General features: G+C 65.8%; 11 protein-coding genes and 1 pseudogene. All 12 read left to right on the plus strand.

Features of this window, described 5'->3' with window-relative positions; all coding sequences use genetic code 11:
- Window positions 1-302: 302 nt before the first annotated feature.
- Window positions 303-3,134, plus strand: a complete 2,832-nt coding sequence (locus tag AK81_RS20215) for a xanthine dehydrogenase family protein molybdopterin-binding subunit (RefSeq protein WP_043201825.1) — start codon at window positions 303-305, stop codon at window positions 3,132-3,134.
- Complete coding sequence (locus AK81_RS20220; RefSeq protein ID WP_016488319.1) at window positions 3,127-3,663, plus strand: (2Fe-2S)-binding protein; 537 nt, start codon at window positions 3,127-3,129, stop codon at window positions 3,661-3,663. Before AK81_RS20215 ends, AK81_RS20220 begins: the two co-directional genes overlap by 8 nt.
- Before the next feature lie 2 nt (window positions 3,664-3,665).
- A complete protein-coding gene (locus AK81_RS20225) occupies window positions 3,666-4,877 on the plus strand; it encodes a cytochrome c (RefSeq protein ID WP_043201830.1) in 1,212 nt (403 codons plus the stop codon).
- Window positions 4,878-4,879: 2 nt separating this feature from the next.
- Window positions 4,880-5,851, plus strand: coding sequence for an XdhC family protein (locus tag AK81_RS20230; RefSeq protein WP_043201832.1), 972 nt, complete (start codon window positions 4,880-4,882; stop codon window positions 5,849-5,851).
- Window positions 5,848-6,411, plus strand: coding sequence for a nucleotidyltransferase family protein (locus AK81_RS20235; protein ID WP_043201835.1), 564 nt, complete (start codon window positions 5,848-5,850; stop codon window positions 6,409-6,411). The genes AK81_RS20230 and AK81_RS20235 overlap by 4 nt, the downstream gene beginning before the upstream one ends.
- A gap of 432 nt (window positions 6,412-6,843) precedes the next feature.
- A complete protein-coding gene (locus tag AK81_RS20240) occupies window positions 6,844-7,527 on the plus strand; it encodes a response regulator (RefSeq protein WP_043201837.1) in 684 nt (227 codons plus the stop codon).
- Entirely contained in the window at window positions 7,524-8,846 is a 1,323-nt protein-coding gene (locus tag AK81_RS20245; protein WP_043201840.1) for an ATP-binding protein, read from the plus strand. Before AK81_RS20240 ends, AK81_RS20245 begins: the two co-directional genes overlap by 4 nt.
- Window positions 8,847-9,055: 209 nt before the next feature.
- Window positions 9,056-10,450, plus strand: a complete 1,395-nt coding sequence (locus AK81_RS20250; RefSeq protein ID WP_043201842.1) for an aspartate aminotransferase family protein — start codon at window positions 9,056-9,058, stop codon at window positions 10,448-10,450.
- A 10-nt stretch (window positions 10,451-10,460) separates the two neighbouring features.
- Complete coding sequence (locus AK81_RS20255) at window positions 10,461-11,444, plus strand: TauD/TfdA family dioxygenase (protein ID WP_043201845.1); 984 nt, start codon at window positions 10,461-10,463, stop codon at window positions 11,442-11,444.
- A 77-nt stretch (window positions 11,445-11,521) separates the two neighbouring features.
- Window positions 11,522-11,752, plus strand: coding sequence for an MbtH family protein (locus tag AK81_RS20260; protein WP_043201848.1), 231 nt, complete (start codon window positions 11,522-11,524; stop codon window positions 11,750-11,752).
- A 10-nt stretch (window positions 11,753-11,762) separates the two neighbouring features.
- Window positions 11,763-12,335, plus strand: a complete 573-nt coding sequence (locus AK81_RS20265) for a thioesterase II family protein (RefSeq protein WP_043201850.1) — start codon at window positions 11,763-11,765, stop codon at window positions 12,333-12,335.
- Between the two features lie 152 nt (window positions 12,336-12,487).
- A pseudogene (locus tag AK81_RS30845) lies at window positions 12,488-18,762 on the plus strand (amino acid adenylation domain-containing protein); the annotation flags it as partial.
- Window positions 18,763-18,798: the final 36 nt, after the last annotated feature.

Below are 18,798 nucleotides of genomic sequence, written 5' to 3' on the forward strand. Positions count from 1 at the left end.
TGGCCCGAAACAAATGTGGGAGCGGGCTTGCCCCGCGAAGCGCCGCGCGGGCGGCGCTCGATCTCCCAGGCGCTGAAAATCCCCAGGCGACCACCTGCCAGCCACACCCCCAATCCCGCCCATCGGCCCGGACACACCGCGACATATTGTCGGCTTGACTTTGCTTATGCCCATATTCTTGTTGTAAAGTTGACGCAGAAGTCAGTTTTTTCTGACTCGCGTGACAAGGTTCTCACCCTTCCGAGTTCCCCGCACAAGAATCAAAAAAATGGGCAGCCCCCTAGCTGCCCAGAGGATCAAGCATGTCCAACCGTGATATTTCCCGGCGCGCCTTCTTGCAAGGCGGCCTGATCGCTGGTGTCGGTGTGACCATGGCGCCACTTGGCAGCCAGGCATTCGCCGCGCTGATGGAGGAACGCGTCACCACCTCGCCGCAGAAGTGGATGAACCATGATGGCAAGGCGCGTTTCCGTAACGATGCCTTGTCCAAGGTGTGCGGCGACAAGGTGTTCGCCCGCGATATTCGCGCCAAGGACATGCCCGGCTGGCCTACGCAGCAGGGCCATGCGCTGCTGCTCAAGGCCACCAAGGCCGACCGTATCTATGCCGGGCACGACCTGAGCCTGCTCGGTAGCGAGTTGCAGCCGGACCGCATCGTGACCGCGGCCGACCTTGAGAAAGACGGCATTGCCTGGCCCGAGGCGCACTCGCCCGACCCGCTGCTGCCGCCCGGCAAGGTGCCGATGTTCATCGGCCACCCGGTGGCAATCCTGATCTGGCACGACTTCGAGCGCTTCCGCCAGGCCAAGCGCAAGCTGCAGTTCAATGAGCAGGCGATCCGTTACGGTGCCCAGGCGCCGCTGTACCAGCGCGACCCCTATGGCAGCTTCCGCTTCGTGCGGGTGGGCGGTGCCACGCCGTTCGACGACGATGAATTCTCCAGCCTGAAGAATTCCATGCTGTTCCCCACCATCCTCAACCGCAAGCCGGTGTGGTCCAAAGCGCCCAACCAGCATGGCGACCTGACCGAGCAGGGGCTGTTCTACGCCAAGCGCATGGCCGAGCAGCTGGACAACCCGCCCGAAGACTGGCTGGTGTTCGACGAGCGTTACAAGACGCCGTCCATCGAACCTGCCGCGCTGGAACCGGACAACGGCAACGGCTGGTACGACCCGGCCACCGGCACGCTGCACTTCGTGGTCGCCACCCAGTGCCCGTTCGAAGTGGCGCAGGAATGCGTGCACATGATCAAGCCGTCGCGTTTCGCCTTGAACACGCTGAACATGCACCCGGGCTACACCGTGGGCTACGGCTCGAAAGACAACAACATCTTCGTCTTCTACGCCGCCGTGGCCGCGCTGTATGGCGCCGGCGTGCCAATCCGCCTGGCCAACGACCGCTATGAGCAGTTCCAGAGCGGCATCAAGCGCCATGCCTTCGACATCCGCTACCAGTTGGCCGTGGACAAGAAGGACAACAGCTTCAAGATCTTCCGCGCCGACATGAGCTGCGACGGCGGCGGGCGCATCAACTACAGCCCGTCGGTGGCAGCAGTGGGCGCTACGGCCGCGCAATCGATCTATTACATGCCGCAGAACGACCTGTCGGTGACCGCCTACCACTCCCGCGGTGTCGAGGCCGGCTCCATGCGCGGCTACGGTACCCTGCAGAGCATGGCGGCCACCGAAATGATGGTGGACGAAATCGCCGGCCGCCTGGGCGTCGATGCCATCGACCTGCGCCGCGCCAACGCGTTGAAGTCGGGCATGAAGAACACACAAGGCGCGGTCCCGGCGGGTGCGCTGCGTCTGTACGAGATTCTCGACAAGGCCGCTGTGCACGACTGGTGGCGTAACCGCGATGCACGCAAGCAGCAGATGGACGCGCAGGACCAGGACCACTGGTACGGCGTAGGCTTTGCGATTTGCCAGAAGGACTTCGGCACCGGCTCCGAAGCACCGATGGCCAGCATCGAGTTCAGCCGCGACGGGCGCATCAGTCTGCGCCACATCGGCACCGAGCTGGGCACCGGCATGTCTACCTCCCAGGCCCTGGTGGTCAGCGACTTCCTGGGCCGCTCGGCTGACGAGGTCAGGACTGCGGTCACCGAATGGCCAGAGCTGCAGCTGAGCACCAGCGGCAACCCGTACCTGATCAGCCAGCCCGAGCAGGACGCTGCGCTGCGCAACCCGCGCTGGGTCGGCAAGCTGGCGTCGCCATCGTCGGCGACCAACTCGGCCTTCTACTTCAGCCATGCCACCCGCGAAGCGGCGCGCGTGCTGTTCAACCACGGCCTGTGGCCGGCGGCCATGGCCATCTGGAGCCAGGGCCCGCATGGCGGCCAGGCCAACCCGCTGGTGGTGCGCCGCGAGAACGCGGTGTGGGTCAATGGTGAGCTGACCGGTAACGGCCTGCAGCCGATCCCGTTCGCCCAGCTGGCACAGAAGGCCCACGACATGGGCCTGATCACCGGCGCCAGCGTGCACGGTTTCAACCGTTGGAGCTGGGCCGAGGCCGACTTCGTCATCGACGGCGTGCGCGAGCGCTTCCCGCTCGATGCCGTGGCGGTGAAATACGGTGACGGCGCGGTAAATGCCAAGAAGGCGCAGATGAGCAGTCACGGCTACCACCTGCTCGACCGGCAGAACGCCGCTTACCCCGACACCCAGCTGAACAACGCCATGGTCACCTACTACAGCCCGGTAGCGACCATTGTTGAAGTCAAGGTCAACAAGGGCACCCACGAAGTGCAGGTGCTCAATCACCACAGCTGGCTGGAGTGCGGCCGGGTGCTGGTGCCGGAGCTGGTCAAGGGCCAGCTCGAAGGCGGTATCGCCATGGGCATCGGCCACGCGCTGACCGAAGACATGCCGATGTACGAAGGCGGCCCCGGGGAGGGCGACTGGAACTTCAATCGCTACCGCCTGCCGCATGCGCGCGACGTGGCGGTGTGGAAGCAGACCAGCGAAATCCTCCCGCCGCTGTCACCAACCGACCCGTCCAAAGGCATCGCCGAAGTGGTGATGATCCCGGTCGTGGGGGCCATCGGCAATGCCGTCGCCCATGCCATCGGCAAGCGCGTGCGCGATCTTCCCATCACCCCAGCCCGTATCAAGGAGGCCCTCAATGGCTAACCGTCCACTGCAACTGACCCTCAACGGTCAACCGGTCGGCCCGGTCGAGGTCCCCGCTGACCTGGCGATGATCGACTACCTGCACGAACACCAGAACCTCACCGGCTCGCGCCTGGGCTGTGGCCAGGGCATCTGCCATGCCTGCGTGGTGATCGTCGACAACCCCGACGGCACCAGCGAGGAAGTGCGCACCTGCATCACCGGCGCCCACTACTTCGAGGGCAAGAAGGTACGCACCATCGAGGGCCATGCCAAACCGGACGAGGCCGGCAACCTCACGCTGAACCCGATCCAGCAGAAGTTCGTCGACCTGTTCGCCTTCCAGTGCAGCTACTGCGCGCCGGGCTTCGTCAACGCCGCTACCGTGCTGGTGGAAACGGCCCAGCGCCAGCCATTGAAGAAGAGCGAAGTGGAAGACCGCATCGAGGCCAGCCTCGGTCACCACATCTGCCGCTGCACCGGCTACGTGCGTTATTACGACGCCACCCGCAAGGTGCTCAACGACCTCGGCCTGGTCAAGGAGGGTTGAGCATGGGCTTCGTTCGTAACGCACTGGCATTGGCCCTGGGCCTGGCGGTCAGCTCGTTTGCCCTGGCGGCCGACGAGGCCCAGGTCAAGCGCGGTGAGTACCTGGCACGCGCGGCCGACTGCATGGCCTGCCATACCGCCGAAGGCGGCGCGCCGTATGCCGGCGGCCTGCCGATTCATTCACCGTTCGGCACCATTTATGGCAGCAACATCACCCCGGACAAACAGTACGGCATCGGCAACTACAGCGCCGACGAGTTCTTTGCCGCCGTCACCGAGGGCAAGCGCAAGGATGGCGCCAACCTGTATCCAGCGATGCCTTACACCTCGTACCACCTGATCAAGCGTGAAGATTCGGACGCAATCCTCGCCTATCTGATGACCATCCCGCCGATCAACCGCCCGGCGCCGCAGACTGCGTTGCGCTTCCCGTTCAATGTGCGGACGGGCTTGAGCGGCTGGAACATGCTGTATGGAAAAAGCGTGCAGCTGCAGCCAACCGAAGGCAAAAGCCCGGCCTGGCAACGTGGCCAGTACATGGTCGAGGTGATGGGCCATTGCGGCGAATGCCATACCCCGCGCAACCCCATCGGCGCGCTGCAGCAGGACCTGCGCCTGACCGGTGGCCTGTTGGGCGGCTACCTGGCGCCGAGCCTGCTGGCCCAGGACCTGGCCGAGCGCGGCTGGACCCAGCCGGACCTGACCACCTTCCTGAAACACGGCATCAGCGCCCAGGGCAGCATGTTCAACGAGATGTTCCCGGTGGTGCACCACAGCACCCAACACCTCGAAGACGCCGACCTGGCGGCCATGGCCACCTACCTGCTGGGCGACCAGCCTCCGCCGGCCAAGGCCATCCAGGCCGTTGCCCTGGAACAGATGAGCGACAGTGCCAAGCGCGGCCACCAGCAGTACCTGAACGTCTGCGCCGGCTGCCATGGTGTCGACGGCGAGGGCAAGCCGCACATTGCCGTGGCCATGCAGGGCAACACCGTGCTGCGCCAGGGTGACTCGCGCAACCTGGTCAAGGTCATCCTCGAAGGCATCCGTGAGCAGCAGTTCACCGGCTTCGAGCGCATGCAGCCGATGCCGGGCTTTGCCGACAAGCTCGATGACCAGCAAGTGACGGATATGGTCAACTACCTGCGCCAGGCCTGGGGTGGATTGCCCGGTGACCTGAACGTACAGCAGCTCGCCGAGCTGAAGGCGGAGTAAACGTGCAGCATCTCGATCTACAGGTGGTCCGTCAGGCCTTGCAGTGGTCGTGCAACGGTCAGCGGGTGTGGTTGTGCACGGTGCTCGCCACCTACGGCTCGGCGCCCCGCGCGCCGGGCTCGCTGCTGGCGGTCAACGCCAGCGGCCAGTGGCTGGGGTCGCTTTCGGGTGGCTGCGTCGAAGACGACTTCCTCGAGCGTGTGGCCTTGGGTGAGTTCCCCGAGCCGGTTGCCATCGTGCGCTACGGTGACGACAGCGACCCGCGTTCGAGCATCCGTTTGCCGTGTGGTGGCGTGCTCGAAGTGCTGGTGGAGAACCTGCCTGCCGAGTGCGAGGTGCAGGCGCACCTGCGTGAGCTGCAAAGCGCGCTGCTGGGCCAGCGTCGGCTGCTGCGTGAAGTGCGCCTGCCCGAGGGGACGCGCCTGCTTGTCGATGACACGAGCCAAGGCCCGCGTGTGGAGCGTGAAAACGCCCGCGTGCGCCTACGCGTTGGCGCCGCCCAGCGCCTGCTGCTGGCGGGGTATTCCAGCGTGGCGCATTTCTGTGCCGAGTTCGGCAGGGGCATGGGGTTCGAAGTGATCCTCTGCGAGCCCCGTGACGAGGTGCTCGACGGGGTGCGGCTGGACGGCATCGAAGTGCGTCGCGAACTGCCGTCGGAGTTCATCTTCAATGGCGGTTGCCATGCCGATACGGCAGTGGTCGCGCTGACCCACGATCCGAAGATCGATGACCTGGCCATGCTCGAGGCGGTGCGCACCGAGGCATTTTATATCGGTGTGATGGGCTCCCGGACCACCTCCGACAAGCGCCGTGAACGCCTGCGGCGGATTGGTGGGTTGGGTGACGTCGAACTGGGCCGCATCCATGCCCCGATCGGCCTCAACCTGGGCAGCAAGACGCCGGCAGAGATCGCCCTGGCGGTGCTGGCCGATGTACTGCGGGTGCGTAACGGCATCGAGCGGGTGGCGCTGTGAGCGTGGTGGCGCTGGTACTGGCGGCAGGCAGCGGCACGCGCTTCGGTTCCGACAAGCGCCGGGCGACGCTGGCGGATGGACGCAGCCTGCTGGCGCACAGCGTTGAGCGGGCCCGGGCGGTGTTCGAGGACGTGCGTGTGGTATTGCGCGAGGGGGAGCGGGGGGAGGATTTTGGCTTGCCTTCCGATTGCCGGGTCATCGTCAGCCCCGATGCCGCGTCGGGGATGGGGCACAGCCTGGCGGCCGGCGCTCGGTCCTTGCGTGACAGCCCGGCCCAGGCGGTGGCGATTCTGCTGGGCGACATGCCCTGGATCGCGTCGGCGACCTTGCGCCAGTTGGCCACGGCAGCCTCGGCTTCCACCATCGTGTTGCCGCGGCATGCGGGGCAGCAGGGGCACCCGGTGATTTTCGGGCGCGACTTCTGGCCTGCACTGGGGCAGCTGGGTGGGGATGAGGGGGCGCGCTCGGTGGTGCAGGGTAACCGGGGTAGTTGTGTGGTAATCGAACTAGAGGATGCCGGGGTGTTGCAGGATGTCGATACGCCACAGGGGTTGATGTAGGGTCTAAGGGTTCGCCACAACATTTTCAGCGCCTGTCAGATCGAGCGCCGCCCGCGCGGCGCTTCGCGGGGCAAGCCCGCTCCCACATCTGTTTCGGGCCAGTCTCTTCTGTGGATTCACCGCTGCCCGCCTTGTTTGTTCCCTTCGATATTGAAGGTGGCGCCTTTTTTTCATCAATGCACAGCCATGCACCAAGGGTGCGCGCGCCAAAGGTGCAGGATTGACTGGCCCGAAACAGATGTGGGAGCGGGCTTGCCCCGCGAAGCGCCGCGCGGGCGGCGCTCGATCTGCCAGGCGCTGAAAATGTTGTGGCGAGCACCAGGGCCACCACTGCACCCAAGACGAACCCCCTGACCCATCCACAAAGGTCCATAATGCCCCCTTAATCCACCCAAGGTGCAATGCCAGCCACACCACTCCGGGAGCCCCACCATGCACGTTCTGCTCTGCGAGGACGACGACCTGATCGCCGCCGGCATCTGCGCCGGCCTTACCGCCCAGGGCCTGACCGTGGACCGGGTGGGCAACGCCGCCGATGCGCGGGCGATGCTGCAGGCCGCGCAGTTCGACGTGATGATCCTCGACCTCGGCCTGCCCGACGAAGACGGCCTCAAGCTGCTGCGCCGCCTGCGCCAGCAGGGTGTAGACCTGCCAGTGCTGGTGCTCACTGCCCGCGATGCCGTCACCGACCGCGTCGATGGCCTGCAGGCCGGTGCCGACGACTACCTGCTCAAGCCGTTCGACCTGCGCGAACTGGCGGCCCGCCTGCATACCCTGCTGCGGCGGGTGGCCGGGCGAGCGGTGAATGTGATCGAGCACGGGCCGCTGCGGTATGACCCCAGCAGCTGCGAGGCGACCCTTGCCGGGCAGTCCGTCGACCTGTCCCGCCGTGAGCAGGCCTTGCTCCAGGCACTGCTGCAGAACCCCGGGCGGGTGCTGTCCAGCGAACAACTGAAAGACTGCGTGTACGGCTTCAGCGACGAAGTCGAAAGCAACGCCCTGAACGTGCATATCCACCACCTGCGGCGCAAGCTTGGCAACGGCATCGTCGAGACCGTGCGTGGCCTGGGTTACCGGCTGGGCCCGGCGCAGGCACCGGAAGAGGCTGCATCATGAGCCTGCGGGTACGCCTGAGCCTGATCCTGGGCAGCGCCTTCGTGATCATCTGGGCGCTGGCCGCGGCATGGATGCTGCGTGACCTGCGCCAGCAGATGATGTTCTCCCTCGACCAGCGCCTGGTGGCATCGGCGCGCATGGTCGCCGGGCTGATCGACCAGTTGCCGCAACCGCTCACCGCCAAGGGCGGGGAGGCGCACTTTTCTGCCGACCAGTTCAGTGTGCCGGACGGCATGGCCTGCCAGGTCAGTTCGCTGCGGGGCGAGATCCTCGCCAGCAACCACAAGCACGATGGCGCCATGGACGACGAGCGCAGCGGCTTCCGTGACCAGACCATCGACGATGCACTGTGGCGCACCTTCACGTACAACCACGGGGATGTGCGCATCACCACTGCCGACCGGCACATGGAGCGTGAGGCGCTGAACCAGTCGATTCTGCTGGCCGCTTCGGCACCCGTGCTGATGGCTCTGCTCGGTAGCCTGGGGCTTTTGTGGATCGGCCTGGGCAAGGGCCTGGAACCCCTCAACCGCATGCGCGACGCGTTGCGCCGACGGCGAGCGGACAGTGTCGAGCCGTTGCAGGTGGCAGGCATGCCCAGCGAGTTGCAGCCCTTGCTGGAAACCCAGAACCAGCTGTTCCTGCGTATCGCCCAGACCATCGAGCGCGAGCGGCGCCTGACCGACGATGCCGCCCATGAACTGCGCAGCCCGCTGACCGCGATCAAGACCCACCTGCAGGTGGCACGCATGACCGATGGCGCGGTGCGCGAGCAGGCGCTGGAGCACGCCGAGCAGGGCACCGACCGCATGCACCGCACGCTGGAGCAGTTGCTGATGCTGGCGCGGGTAGAGGGCAGCCTGTCGTTCGAGGATGGCGTGCAGTGCAGTGCCGAGCAGGTGGCCCGCCAGGCAGTGCAGGACGCCGGCGGGGGTGATAACCGTCGTATCGTGCTGCGTTTGCCTGAAGCAGCCACGCAGATCTACCTGGGCATGCCCGCACCGCTGGCAGTGGCCGCGCTGCGCAACCTGCTGGACAACGCCCTGCGCCATGGCGGCAATGAGGCGGTGGAGCTGGAAGTGCAGATGGCTGACGGGCAGGTGGGCTTCATGGTGCGCGACCACGGGCCTGGGATTGCCGAAGCGGACCTGGAGCACCTGACCGAGCGCTTCTGGCGCAATGGGCAGAGTGGGGGCTGCGGCTTGGGGTTGGCGATTGTCCAGGCGATCGTGCAACGTTGTGCCGGTAGCCTGCGCTTCGACAGCCGTAGCGATGGCTTGAGGGTGCTCCTGCAAGTACCGGCGCGCTCCGGGCATTGATCTTTCCTGCCTGCACCGGCCCTTTCGCGGGCACGCCCGCTCCCACAGGGATCACACCTCAGGCCTATGCAGTACCTGTGGGAGCGGGCATGCCCGCGAAAGGGCCCGTGCAGGCTACGTAAAATTCAGTAACAACCGCTAAATCCTCCCGGCACTCAAGCGTTTTCCAAGCGATAACTGCCCATTCGCTTGTTTGCGAGGATTTACCCATGTCCACCGCTTCCAGCCTTGCCCAGGTTGCACCGGCCAACGCGTCGCAACCCTTGTACGAATTCACCGAATCACCCCTGCTGCAACGCCAGCAACAGCAAGAGTCCAACGCCCGCAGCTACCCGCGGCGCATTCCGCTGGCGCTCAAGCGCGCCCGTGGCATCTACGTGGAGGATGTCGAAGGCCGTCAGTTCATCGATTGCCTGGCCGGCGCCGGCACCCTGGCCCTGGGCCATAATCACCCCGTGGTGATCGAGGCGATCCAGCAGGTGCTGGCTGACGAGCTGCCGCTGCATACACTCGACCTGACGACCCCGGTCAAGGACCGTTTCGTTCAGGACCTGTTCGGCGTATTGCCAGAGGCACTGCGCCGCGAGGCCAAGGTGCAGTTCTGCGGCCCGACCGGCACCGATGCAGTGGAGGCGGCGCTCAAACTGGTGCGTGGCGCTACCGGGCGCAGCACTGTGCTGGCGTTCCATGGCGCCTACCATGGCATGAGCCAGGGCGCCTTGAGCCTGATGGGTAGCCTTGGTCCCAAGCAGCCGTTGGGTGCATTGCTGAGCAGCGGCGTACAGTTCATGCCGTACCCGTATGATTACCGCTGCCCATTCGGCCTTGGTGGCGAAGCTGGGGTGAAGGCCAACCTGCATTACCTTGAAAACCTGCTGCTCGATCCGGAAAGCGGTGTACCGCTGCCGGCGGCGGTGATATTGGAAGTGGTGCAAGGCGAGGGTGGGGTAATCCCGGCCGATATCGAATGGCTCAAGGGCGTGCGCCGTATTACCGAGCAGGCCGGCGTCGCGCTGATCATCGACGAGATTCAGAGCGGCTTCGCCCGCACCGGGCGCATGTTCGCCTTCGAACATGCCGGCATCGTGCCCGATGTGGTGACCTTGTCCAAAGCCATCGGCGGCAGCCTGCCCTTGGCAGTGGTGGTCTACCGCGACTGGCTGGACACCTGGAAACCGGGTACCCATGCCGGCACTTTCCGTGGCAACCAGATGGCCATGGCGGCGGGTTCTGCCGTGTTGCGCTTCCTCAAGGGCCACGACATCCCGGCCCACGCCACTGCCATGGGCGAGCGCCTGTCCGCTCATCTCAAGCACCTGGCCCGGGACTATCCGCAACTGGGCGATGTGCGCGGCCGTGGCCTGATGCAGGGTGTGGAGATCATCGACCCCGCTGCAGCCACCGACGCCCTCGGCCATCCGGTCGCCGACGGCGCCCTGGCTTCGCGAATCCAGCGTGAATGCCTCAAGCGTGGGCTGATTCTCGAAGTGGGCGGCCGCCACGGTGCCGTGGTGCGCTTCCTGCCACCGCTGATCATCACCGCAGCGCAGGTCGACGAAGTGATCGAACGCTTCTCCCGTGCCCTCGCTGCGGCGATCCAGTGAGGGCGGGGCGATGAGCGAAATACTGACCTTCGATATCAAGCCGCTGCTGCCGGCGCGCGGCACTTTGCCTTTGTTGGTCGAGGCGCCTGAGCCGGGCATGAACCTGCTCGAAACCTTCGATGAGCTACGTCCGTTGGTCGATACCCACCTGCGCAGCAGCGGCGGCATTCTGTTCCGCGGCTTCGACGTGGGCGGTGCCGAGGCGTTCCAGCAGTTCGCCGCAGCGTTCGGTGATCCGCTGCTCAACTACGAGTTCGGCTCGACGCCACGCAGCAACGTGATCAAAGGCGTGTACACCTCCACCGAGTACCCGGCGCACCAGTCGATCCCGTTGCACAACGAGCAGGCCTACACCCTCGAATGGCCTATGAAGATCTGGTTCTACAGCGTGATACCGGCCGAGACGGGCGGCGAGACGCCGATCGCCGACAGCCGCGAGATTTACCGCAGGATGCCCGCGCACATTCGCCAGCGTTTCATCGACAAAGGCCTGATGTACGTACGCAACTACGGCAACGGCCTGGATGTTGCCTGGGAGCAGGTGTTCAACACCGAGGACCGCGCGGTGGTCGAGGCCTACTGCAAGCCTCGGGCGATTCATTGTGAGTGGACCGACGATGGCGAACTGCGGACTCGCCAGACCTGCCAGGCGGTGGCCCGTCATCCGGTTACCGGCGACAACGTCTGGTTCAATCAGGCGCACTTGTTCCACGTGTCCAACCTGCCGCTGGACGTGCGTGAGAGCCTGCTGGAAGTGGTCGAGTACGAGGATTTGCCGCGCAACGTCTACTACGGCGATGGCACGCTTATCGAGGACTCGTTGCTTGAAGAGGTACGCGGTGTGCTCGATGAATGCAGCATCAGCTTCGCCTGGTACAAGGACGATGTGCTGATGCTCGACAACATGCTCGCTGCCCATGCCCGCGCGCCGTTCACCGGCAAGCGCAAAGTGGTGGTGGCCATGGCCCAAGGCCACAGTGGCTGCGGGGCGTAGCAGTTTTTCCGGCGCGCCGTTCGTACTGCAGGTACACGGCGCTTGCCATTTCGAACCTTCAGGCAAGGAGCAACACAATGACCTCGGTATTCGACCGCGAAGACATCACGTTTCAGGTGGTGGTCAACCACGAAGAGCAATTCTCCATCTGGCCGGACTACAAGGCAGTGCCCAGCGGCTGGCGCACTGTCGGCAAAAGTGGCCTGAAAAAGGAATGCCTGGCCTACATCGAGGAGGTCTGGACCGACATGCGCCCGCTGAGCCTGCGCAAGCACATGGAAGAGCAGGCCCGCAAGGCCGCGGTCTGAGCGCACGTTCATGACGAACCTGGAACTGTTTTGCCTGCCGTATTCCGGCACCAGCGCCACGGTCTACAACGGCTGGCGGCGCTCGCTGCCGGCCTGGTTGAGCGTCGTGCCCGTAGAGTTGCCCGCTGCGGGCGCGCGCCTTTGCGAGCCGTTGGTCTGCGACATGCAGGTCTTGGCCCGGCAACTTACCACCGAAATGTCGGCCAGGATCAACGGGCCTTACGCGCTGTTCGGTCACGGCCTGGGTGCCTTGCTGGCCTATGAGCTGGCAGTGGCCCTGCGCGAGGCGGGTGCACCGTGCCCAGCCGCACTGATCGCCTCCGGCACGGCGGCGCCCACCCGGTGCTACGAGTCCGCGCCCGGCGCGCCGCTCGATTGCCCGCTGCATGTGCTGGGCGGCGTCGACGACAAGGCCACCCAGGAAGCACTGCTGGCCTGGCAATTGCACACGTCGGTCAGTTTCTCTCTGGACATGCTTGCGGGTGGGCATGGCTTCCTCCATGAGCATGAGCCGAAGGTGCTGCGCATTCTGCGCAGGCACCTGGAAGTCGACCTGCGCAGGCTGGCGCTCGCAGCCGCCTGACGGAGGGAGCGACCATGGCTCGCTCCCTCCGTCATTTTCACACGGCCTGCCAGGCGCGTTTCAATCCGCTAAATCACCCCCACTCCCGCTCGTTCTTAACTAACACACGACCTGGCCCGGCGCCAGGCAACCGGCCAGTTAAGGACGTAGCAATGACGCCTCAAGATGCACAACGACTCGCCCGCCGCTTCATCGAGCTGCCTGCCGCCAAGCGCCCGCTGTTCCTGGAAGCGCTGGCGCGGGAGAACGTCGATTTTTCCCTGTTCCCGATTCCGGCCGAGGTAAAGGTCGAAGCGCGCGATGGCCTGTCCTTCGCCCAGCAGCGGATGTGGTTCCTGTGGCGCCTGGACCCGGCCAGTGCGGCATACCACCTGCCCATGGCAGTGCGCCTGGAAGGTGCGGTCGATGTGCTGGCGCTGCAGGCAGCGCTGGATGCGCTGGTGCAGCGCCATGAAAGCCTGCGTACCGGTTTCGTCGAAGACGGCGACAGCGTACGCCAGGTGGTGCAGGCGGCGTGTCACGTCCCCCTCGCACAGATCGATTTGTCAGCCACAGGTCAATCGCTCGAGACCTTGGCCGAAGCCCAGGTGCGCGAGCCTTTCGACCTCGCTCGGCCACCGCTGCTGCGTGCCAGCCTGGTCAAACTCGCGGCCGACGAGCATGTGCTGCTGTTGACCCTGCACCACATCGTGGCCGACGGTTGGTCGATGAACGTGCTGGTCGAAGAAATGGTGCGCGGCTATGACGCCGCCTGCAGCGGCACGCCCCAGGCCCTGATACCGCTGCCGATCCAGTACCGCGACTACGGCCTGTGGCAGCGCAGTTGGCTGGAGGCTGGCGGCGCCGACACGCAACTGGCGTACTGGCGTGAGCGGTTGGGCGAGGAGTCGCTGCCGTTGAACCTGCCACTGGACCGACCTCGCCCGGCCACGCCCAGCTTCACGGGTGCCCGCGTGGAAGTGGTGGTGCAGGCGGACCTGGCCGGTCGCCTGCAGCGCCTGGCCCAGGAGCATCAGTGCACGCTGTTCATGGTTTTGCTGGCGGCCTACAAGTGCCTGCTGCAACGTGAGGGCGGACAGCGACATGTACGCGTGGGCATTCCGGTAGCCAACCGGCAGCGCGCCGAGGTAGAGCCGCTGATCGGATGCTTCATCAACACCCAGGTATTGCAGACCGATATCGATACGACAATCGACAGCACCGCACTGCTGGCGCGGGTCCGGGAAACCGCGCTGGGCGCCCAGGCCCATCAGGACCTGCCCTACGAGCGACTGGTCGAAGCGCTGGCACCCCGCCACACAGGCGGTACGCCGGCGGGTTTGTTCGAGGTGCTGTTCAACCATCAGAGCCAGGTAGCCGACATTGCCGCGGTCGCTACCGCCAGCGGCTTGCGCCTGGTGCGTCAGGAGGCCGCGCGGATCAGTGCGCGGTTCGACCTGTCACTGGACACCCATGAGCGTGGTGGTGAGCTGTTCGCCCATTTCACCTACGCCAAGGACGTGTTCGATGCCGCCACGGTCGAGCGCCTGGGGCAGGACTGGTTGTCGATCCTGGACCAGATGACGGCAGGGCAGGGCAGGGCCATCGGCGATTGGGCCCTGCGCGAACACACCGAACGCGCGCCCGAGCGCGTGGCCGAAGGGTTGGCCGTGCATCGCCAGTTCGAGCGTGCGGCTGCCGGTGCCCCGCACACCCTCGCCGTCGTCGCCGGTGGCGAGCGAGTCGATTACCTCACGTTGAACCGCCGCGCCGATGCGCTGGCACTTGAGTTGCGACGTCAGGGTGCTTCAGCGGACACGCCGGTGGCGTTGGTGGCAGAGCGCTCGGTGAACATGCTCGTGGGGCTGCTGGCGATTCTCAAGGCAGGCGCGGCCTACCTGCCGCTGGAACCTGAGCAACCGGCAGACCGCCTGGCGCACATGCTGGAGGTTGCCCAGGTGCGCCTGCTGCTGGCGCCCCCGCACTGGCAAGCGCCGTTGCCGCCTGGCATTGCCCGCGTCGAGATCGGCCAAGCGTTGGCCGAGCATGCGTTCGAGGGGCCAGACGTGCACCCGGACCAACTGGCATACGTGATTTTCACGTCCGGCACTACGGGGCGGCCCAAGGGCGTTGGCGTCTCTCACCGGGCCCTGGCGCATTATCTGGACGCCGTATGCGCACGGCTGCCGCTCGAAGGTGTCGAGCGCCTGGCCATGGTGTCGACGCCCGCAGCGGACCTGGGCCACACGATGCTGTTCGGCGCCTTGGCCAATGGCCGTACGCTGCACCTGCTGAGCAAGGACCAAGTGCTCGACGCCCAGGCCTTCGCTGCGTACATGAGCGTCGAGCGTATCGATGCCCTGAAGATCGTTCCCTCGCACCTGCTGACACTGCTGTCGGCCAGCGAAGGCAACCAGGCACTGCCGGCGCGCTGCCTGGTCCTGGGCGGCGAAGCCTGCCCGCAAGCGCTGCTGGCGCAGATTGCCGAGCGTGCACCGGCCCTCGCGGTGGTCAACCACTATGGCCCGACGGAAACCACGGTCGGCGTGCTGACCCATTCATTGGCAGCCGGTGCAGCCGTCGCGCTGGGGCAGCCGCTGGGGCAGACTCGCGTGCGGGTGCTCGATGTCAGTCTTCAGCCCACCGCCCGGGGCGAGCTCTACGTGGCGGGCCCGAGCGTGGCCCGGGGTTACCAGGGGGCGGCGGCGCAGACTGCCGAGCGCTTTGTGCCCGACCCGTTCGACCCCCAGGGCGGCCGACTGTACCGCACGGGTGACTGGGTGCTGCGTGATGCCGTCGGTGACCTGCACTACCAAGGGCGCCAGGACGGTCAGGTAAAAATCCGTGGGCACCGGGTGGAGCTGGCCGAAGTCCAGGCCCGCCTGTGCGCCCTGCCGGGGGTTTCGACCGCGTTGGTGCGCGTACACCGCGATGGGTTGCTGGTGGCCTATGTCGTCGCGCCACAGGCTGACGAAGCGAGCCTGCGCAGCCGCCTGGCCGGCGAGTTGCCCGAGCCCATGCTTCCGAGCCACTGGATGCTGCTGGATCGCTTGCCGGTCACCGCCAATGGCAAGGTCGATGTCCAGGCGCAATGGTGTCGGGCGCCCCCTGGCAAGCCCCGCGCACGCCGCTGGAAACCGCCATGGCCGCACTCTGGGCCGAGGTGCTGCAGGTGGAGCGTGTGGGCCTGGCTGACAACTTCTTCGCCCTGGGCGGCCATTCGTTGCTGGCGACACAGTTGATCTCCCGGGTGCGCCGCCAGTTGAGCCTGGACGTGGCCCTGCGTGCCTTGTTCGACGCACCGGAGCTGGGCGCGTTCTGCGCCATCGCTGCAGCCCAGTGTGAACAGGCTGAGGCAGCGATCACACTGCGTGACCGCGCCCAGGCGCTGCCGCTGTCCCATGCCCAGCAACGCCAATGGTTGTTCTGGAAGATCCACCCGGCCAGCGCGGCCTACCACACCCCGCTGGCGGTTCGCCTGAACGGCGCGCTGGACCTGCCCGCGCTGCAAGCGGCGCTGGATGCGCTGCTCGAGCGTCACGAAACCCTGCGCAGCGTGTTCGAAGAGCACGACGGCACCGCCTTGCAGCGGGTGCTGCCCGCCAGCGGCCTGCCCGTCGTCGACGAGGACTGGCGCGCATGTGATCAGGCCGGGCTCGAAGCCTACCTGCGTGAGTGCGTGGAAGCGCCGTTCGACCTGCGGCACGGCCCGCTGATCCGCGCCCGGCTGATCCGCCTGGGCGAGGCCGAACACGTGCTGCTGCTGACCCTGCACCACATCGTCTCGGACGGTTGGTCGATGGGGGTGATGGTCCGTGAGTGCCTGGCCCACTACAACGCCCATCGCGAGGGCACCCCGATTGCCATCCAACCCTTGGCTGTCCAGTACGCCGACTACGCCAGCTGGCAGCGTGAGCGCCTGGCCTCCGGGCGCCAGCAGGCTCAGATCGACTACTGGAAAGCCCGCCTGGAAGATGACTTCAGCGTGCTGGAACTTCCCGCTGACCGCCTGCGCCCGAATGTGCCCAGCCATCGCGGCGCGCGTCTGGACATCCGCTTGCCCGAGCACCTGACCGAGCGCCTGCGCGCCTTGGCCGTGGGCGCCAATGCAACGCTGTTCCATGTGTTCCTGGCCACCTTCGCGCTGCTGCTGGCACGCAGCAGTGGTCGCGAGAAAATAAACCTTGGCGTGCCGATGACCAATCGCGACCGGGTGGAGCTCGAGGGCCTGATCGGCTTTTTCGTCAACACCGTGGTGGTGCGCACGGCGGTCGATCCGAGCTGCTCCTTCCTCGATCTGCTGGCCCAGGTGCGCGATAGCGCGCTGGGTGCACAGGCCCACAACGACCTGCCATTCGATGCGCTGGTCGAAGCCTTGCAGCCGCAGCGCTCGACCAGCTACAACCCGTTGTTCCAGGTGATGTACAACCACCTGCGCGATGTCGGCCACAAGGTCGATGGCAGCAGTGCGGCGGGGCTGTCGGTGACCGAGCTGGAGCTGTCCGAGCACACCGCGCAGTTCGACCTGTCGCTTAATACCCTGGAGCGCAGCGACGGGCTGCTGGCAAGTTTCAACTACGCGACGGATCTGTTCGAGGCGTCGCGCATCGAAGCCCTGGCCAGCCAGTGGCTGCGTGTGCTCGAAGGCATTGCGCGTTCGCCCAGCGGGGCCGTGGGCGAACTTGAACTGCAGGGCGAGCAGGCCTTGCAGCAGGATGCCAGGGCGCTCAACCCGGCTCCACTCGAGTACCCGGCCGTTGCGGCGCACCGTCAGTTCGAAGCCCGGGTTGCCGAGGCGCCCGATGCCGTGGCGTTGATCGTCGGTACCCGCAGCCTGACCTATAGCCAGCTCAACGCCCATGCCAACCGGCTGGCGCGGGTACTGATCGAACACGGTATCGGTCCTGGCCAGAAGGTGGCTGTGGCCTTGCCGCGCGACGAGCATCTGGTCGCCACGTTACTGGCAGTGTTCAAGGCCGGCGGTGCCTATGTGCCGCTGGACCTGGCCTACCCGGCCGAGCGGGTGGCCTACATGCTCGAGGACAGCCGCGCGCAGGTGCTGGTCACCACGTCCTCGGCCCGAGCGCAATTGCCGCGCCTGGCGAGTGTGCAGGTCCTGGCGCTGGACACCCTGAACCTGGATGGCATCGCCCCGCATAACCTGGCTGACAGCGTCGCGCCAGCAGCACTGGCCTACTGCATCTACACCTCCGGCTCCACCGGCAAACCCAAAGGCGTGATGATTGAACAGCGCAACCTCAGTGCATTGATCGGCTGGGCGGCCACGGTATACGACCGTGAGCAATTGCAGGGCGTGCTGGCGTCGACCTCGATCTGCTTCGACCTGTCGGTATGGGAGCTGTTCGTCACCCTGGCGCTGGGTGGCCAGGTGATCCTGGCCGAAAACGCTCTGCAACTGCCCCAGTTGCCGGCGCGGGATCAGGTGCGCCTGATCAACACTGTGCCTTCGGCAATCAAGGCGCTGCTCGATGCCCGACAACTGCCGGAATCGATCCGTACCATCAACCTGGCCGGCGAGCCGCTCAAGCAGGAACTGGTCGATGCGCTGTACGCTGGTACGCAGGCGGAGCGGCTGTACGACCTGTACGGCCCGTCCGAAGACACCACCTACTCAACCTTCACACTGCGCACCGCAGGCGGTCGGGCCACGATTGGGCGGCCACTGGCGGGGAGTTGGGTGCACCTGCTCGACGGTGCCGGTCAGCGGGTTGCCGCCGGCAGCCTGGCGGAAATCTGTATTGGTGGTGTCGGGCTGTCCCGGGGCTACCTGGGGCGCCCGGCGTTGACTGCCGAGAAATTCCTGCCAGATCCATTCGGGCCTGCTCCAGGCCAACGGATGTACCGCACCGGTGACCTGGCTCGCCAGGACATGGCGGGTGAGCTGGTCTACGAAGGCCGCATCGACCACCAGGTCAAGGTACGGGGCTTCCGGATTGAACTGGGCGAGATCGAAACACGTTTGCAAGCTTTCGACGGTATCGCCCAGGCGGTCGTGCTGGCCGTCGATGGGCAATTGGTGGCCTACGTGGTGCCCACTGCCGAGGTGGCCGAAGCCACCCTGCGTAATGCGTTGCGGGCGTATCTGAAGGGCAGCCTTCCGGCCTACATGGTGCCGGCGCATTTCGTGGTGCTCAGTGCCTTGCCGCTCACGCCCAACGGCAAGCTCGACCGCAAGGCCTTGCCGGCGCCACAGGTACAGGCCGAAGCCGAATACCTGCCACCCCAGACCGACATCGAACAGCGCCTGGCCGAATTCTGGGCCCAGGTGCTGGGTGTGACCCGCGTGGGCCTCACCGACAACTTCTTCGAACTGGGTGGTCACTCGCTGCTGGCCACCCAGGTCAACGCCCAGGCCCAGGCCGAATACGCCATTGACCTGCCGCTGATCGAGCTGTTCCAGGCGCCCACCCTGGCCGCCTATGCCCAGAGCGTTGCCGCCCGCATTCCTGGCGACACCCAAGAC

The sequence above is a fragment of the Pseudomonas putida W15Oct28 genome (assembly GCF_000708715.2).
GTDB classification, from domain to species: domain Bacteria; phylum Pseudomonadota; class Gammaproteobacteria; order Pseudomonadales; family Pseudomonadaceae; genus Aquipseudomonas; species Aquipseudomonas putida_R.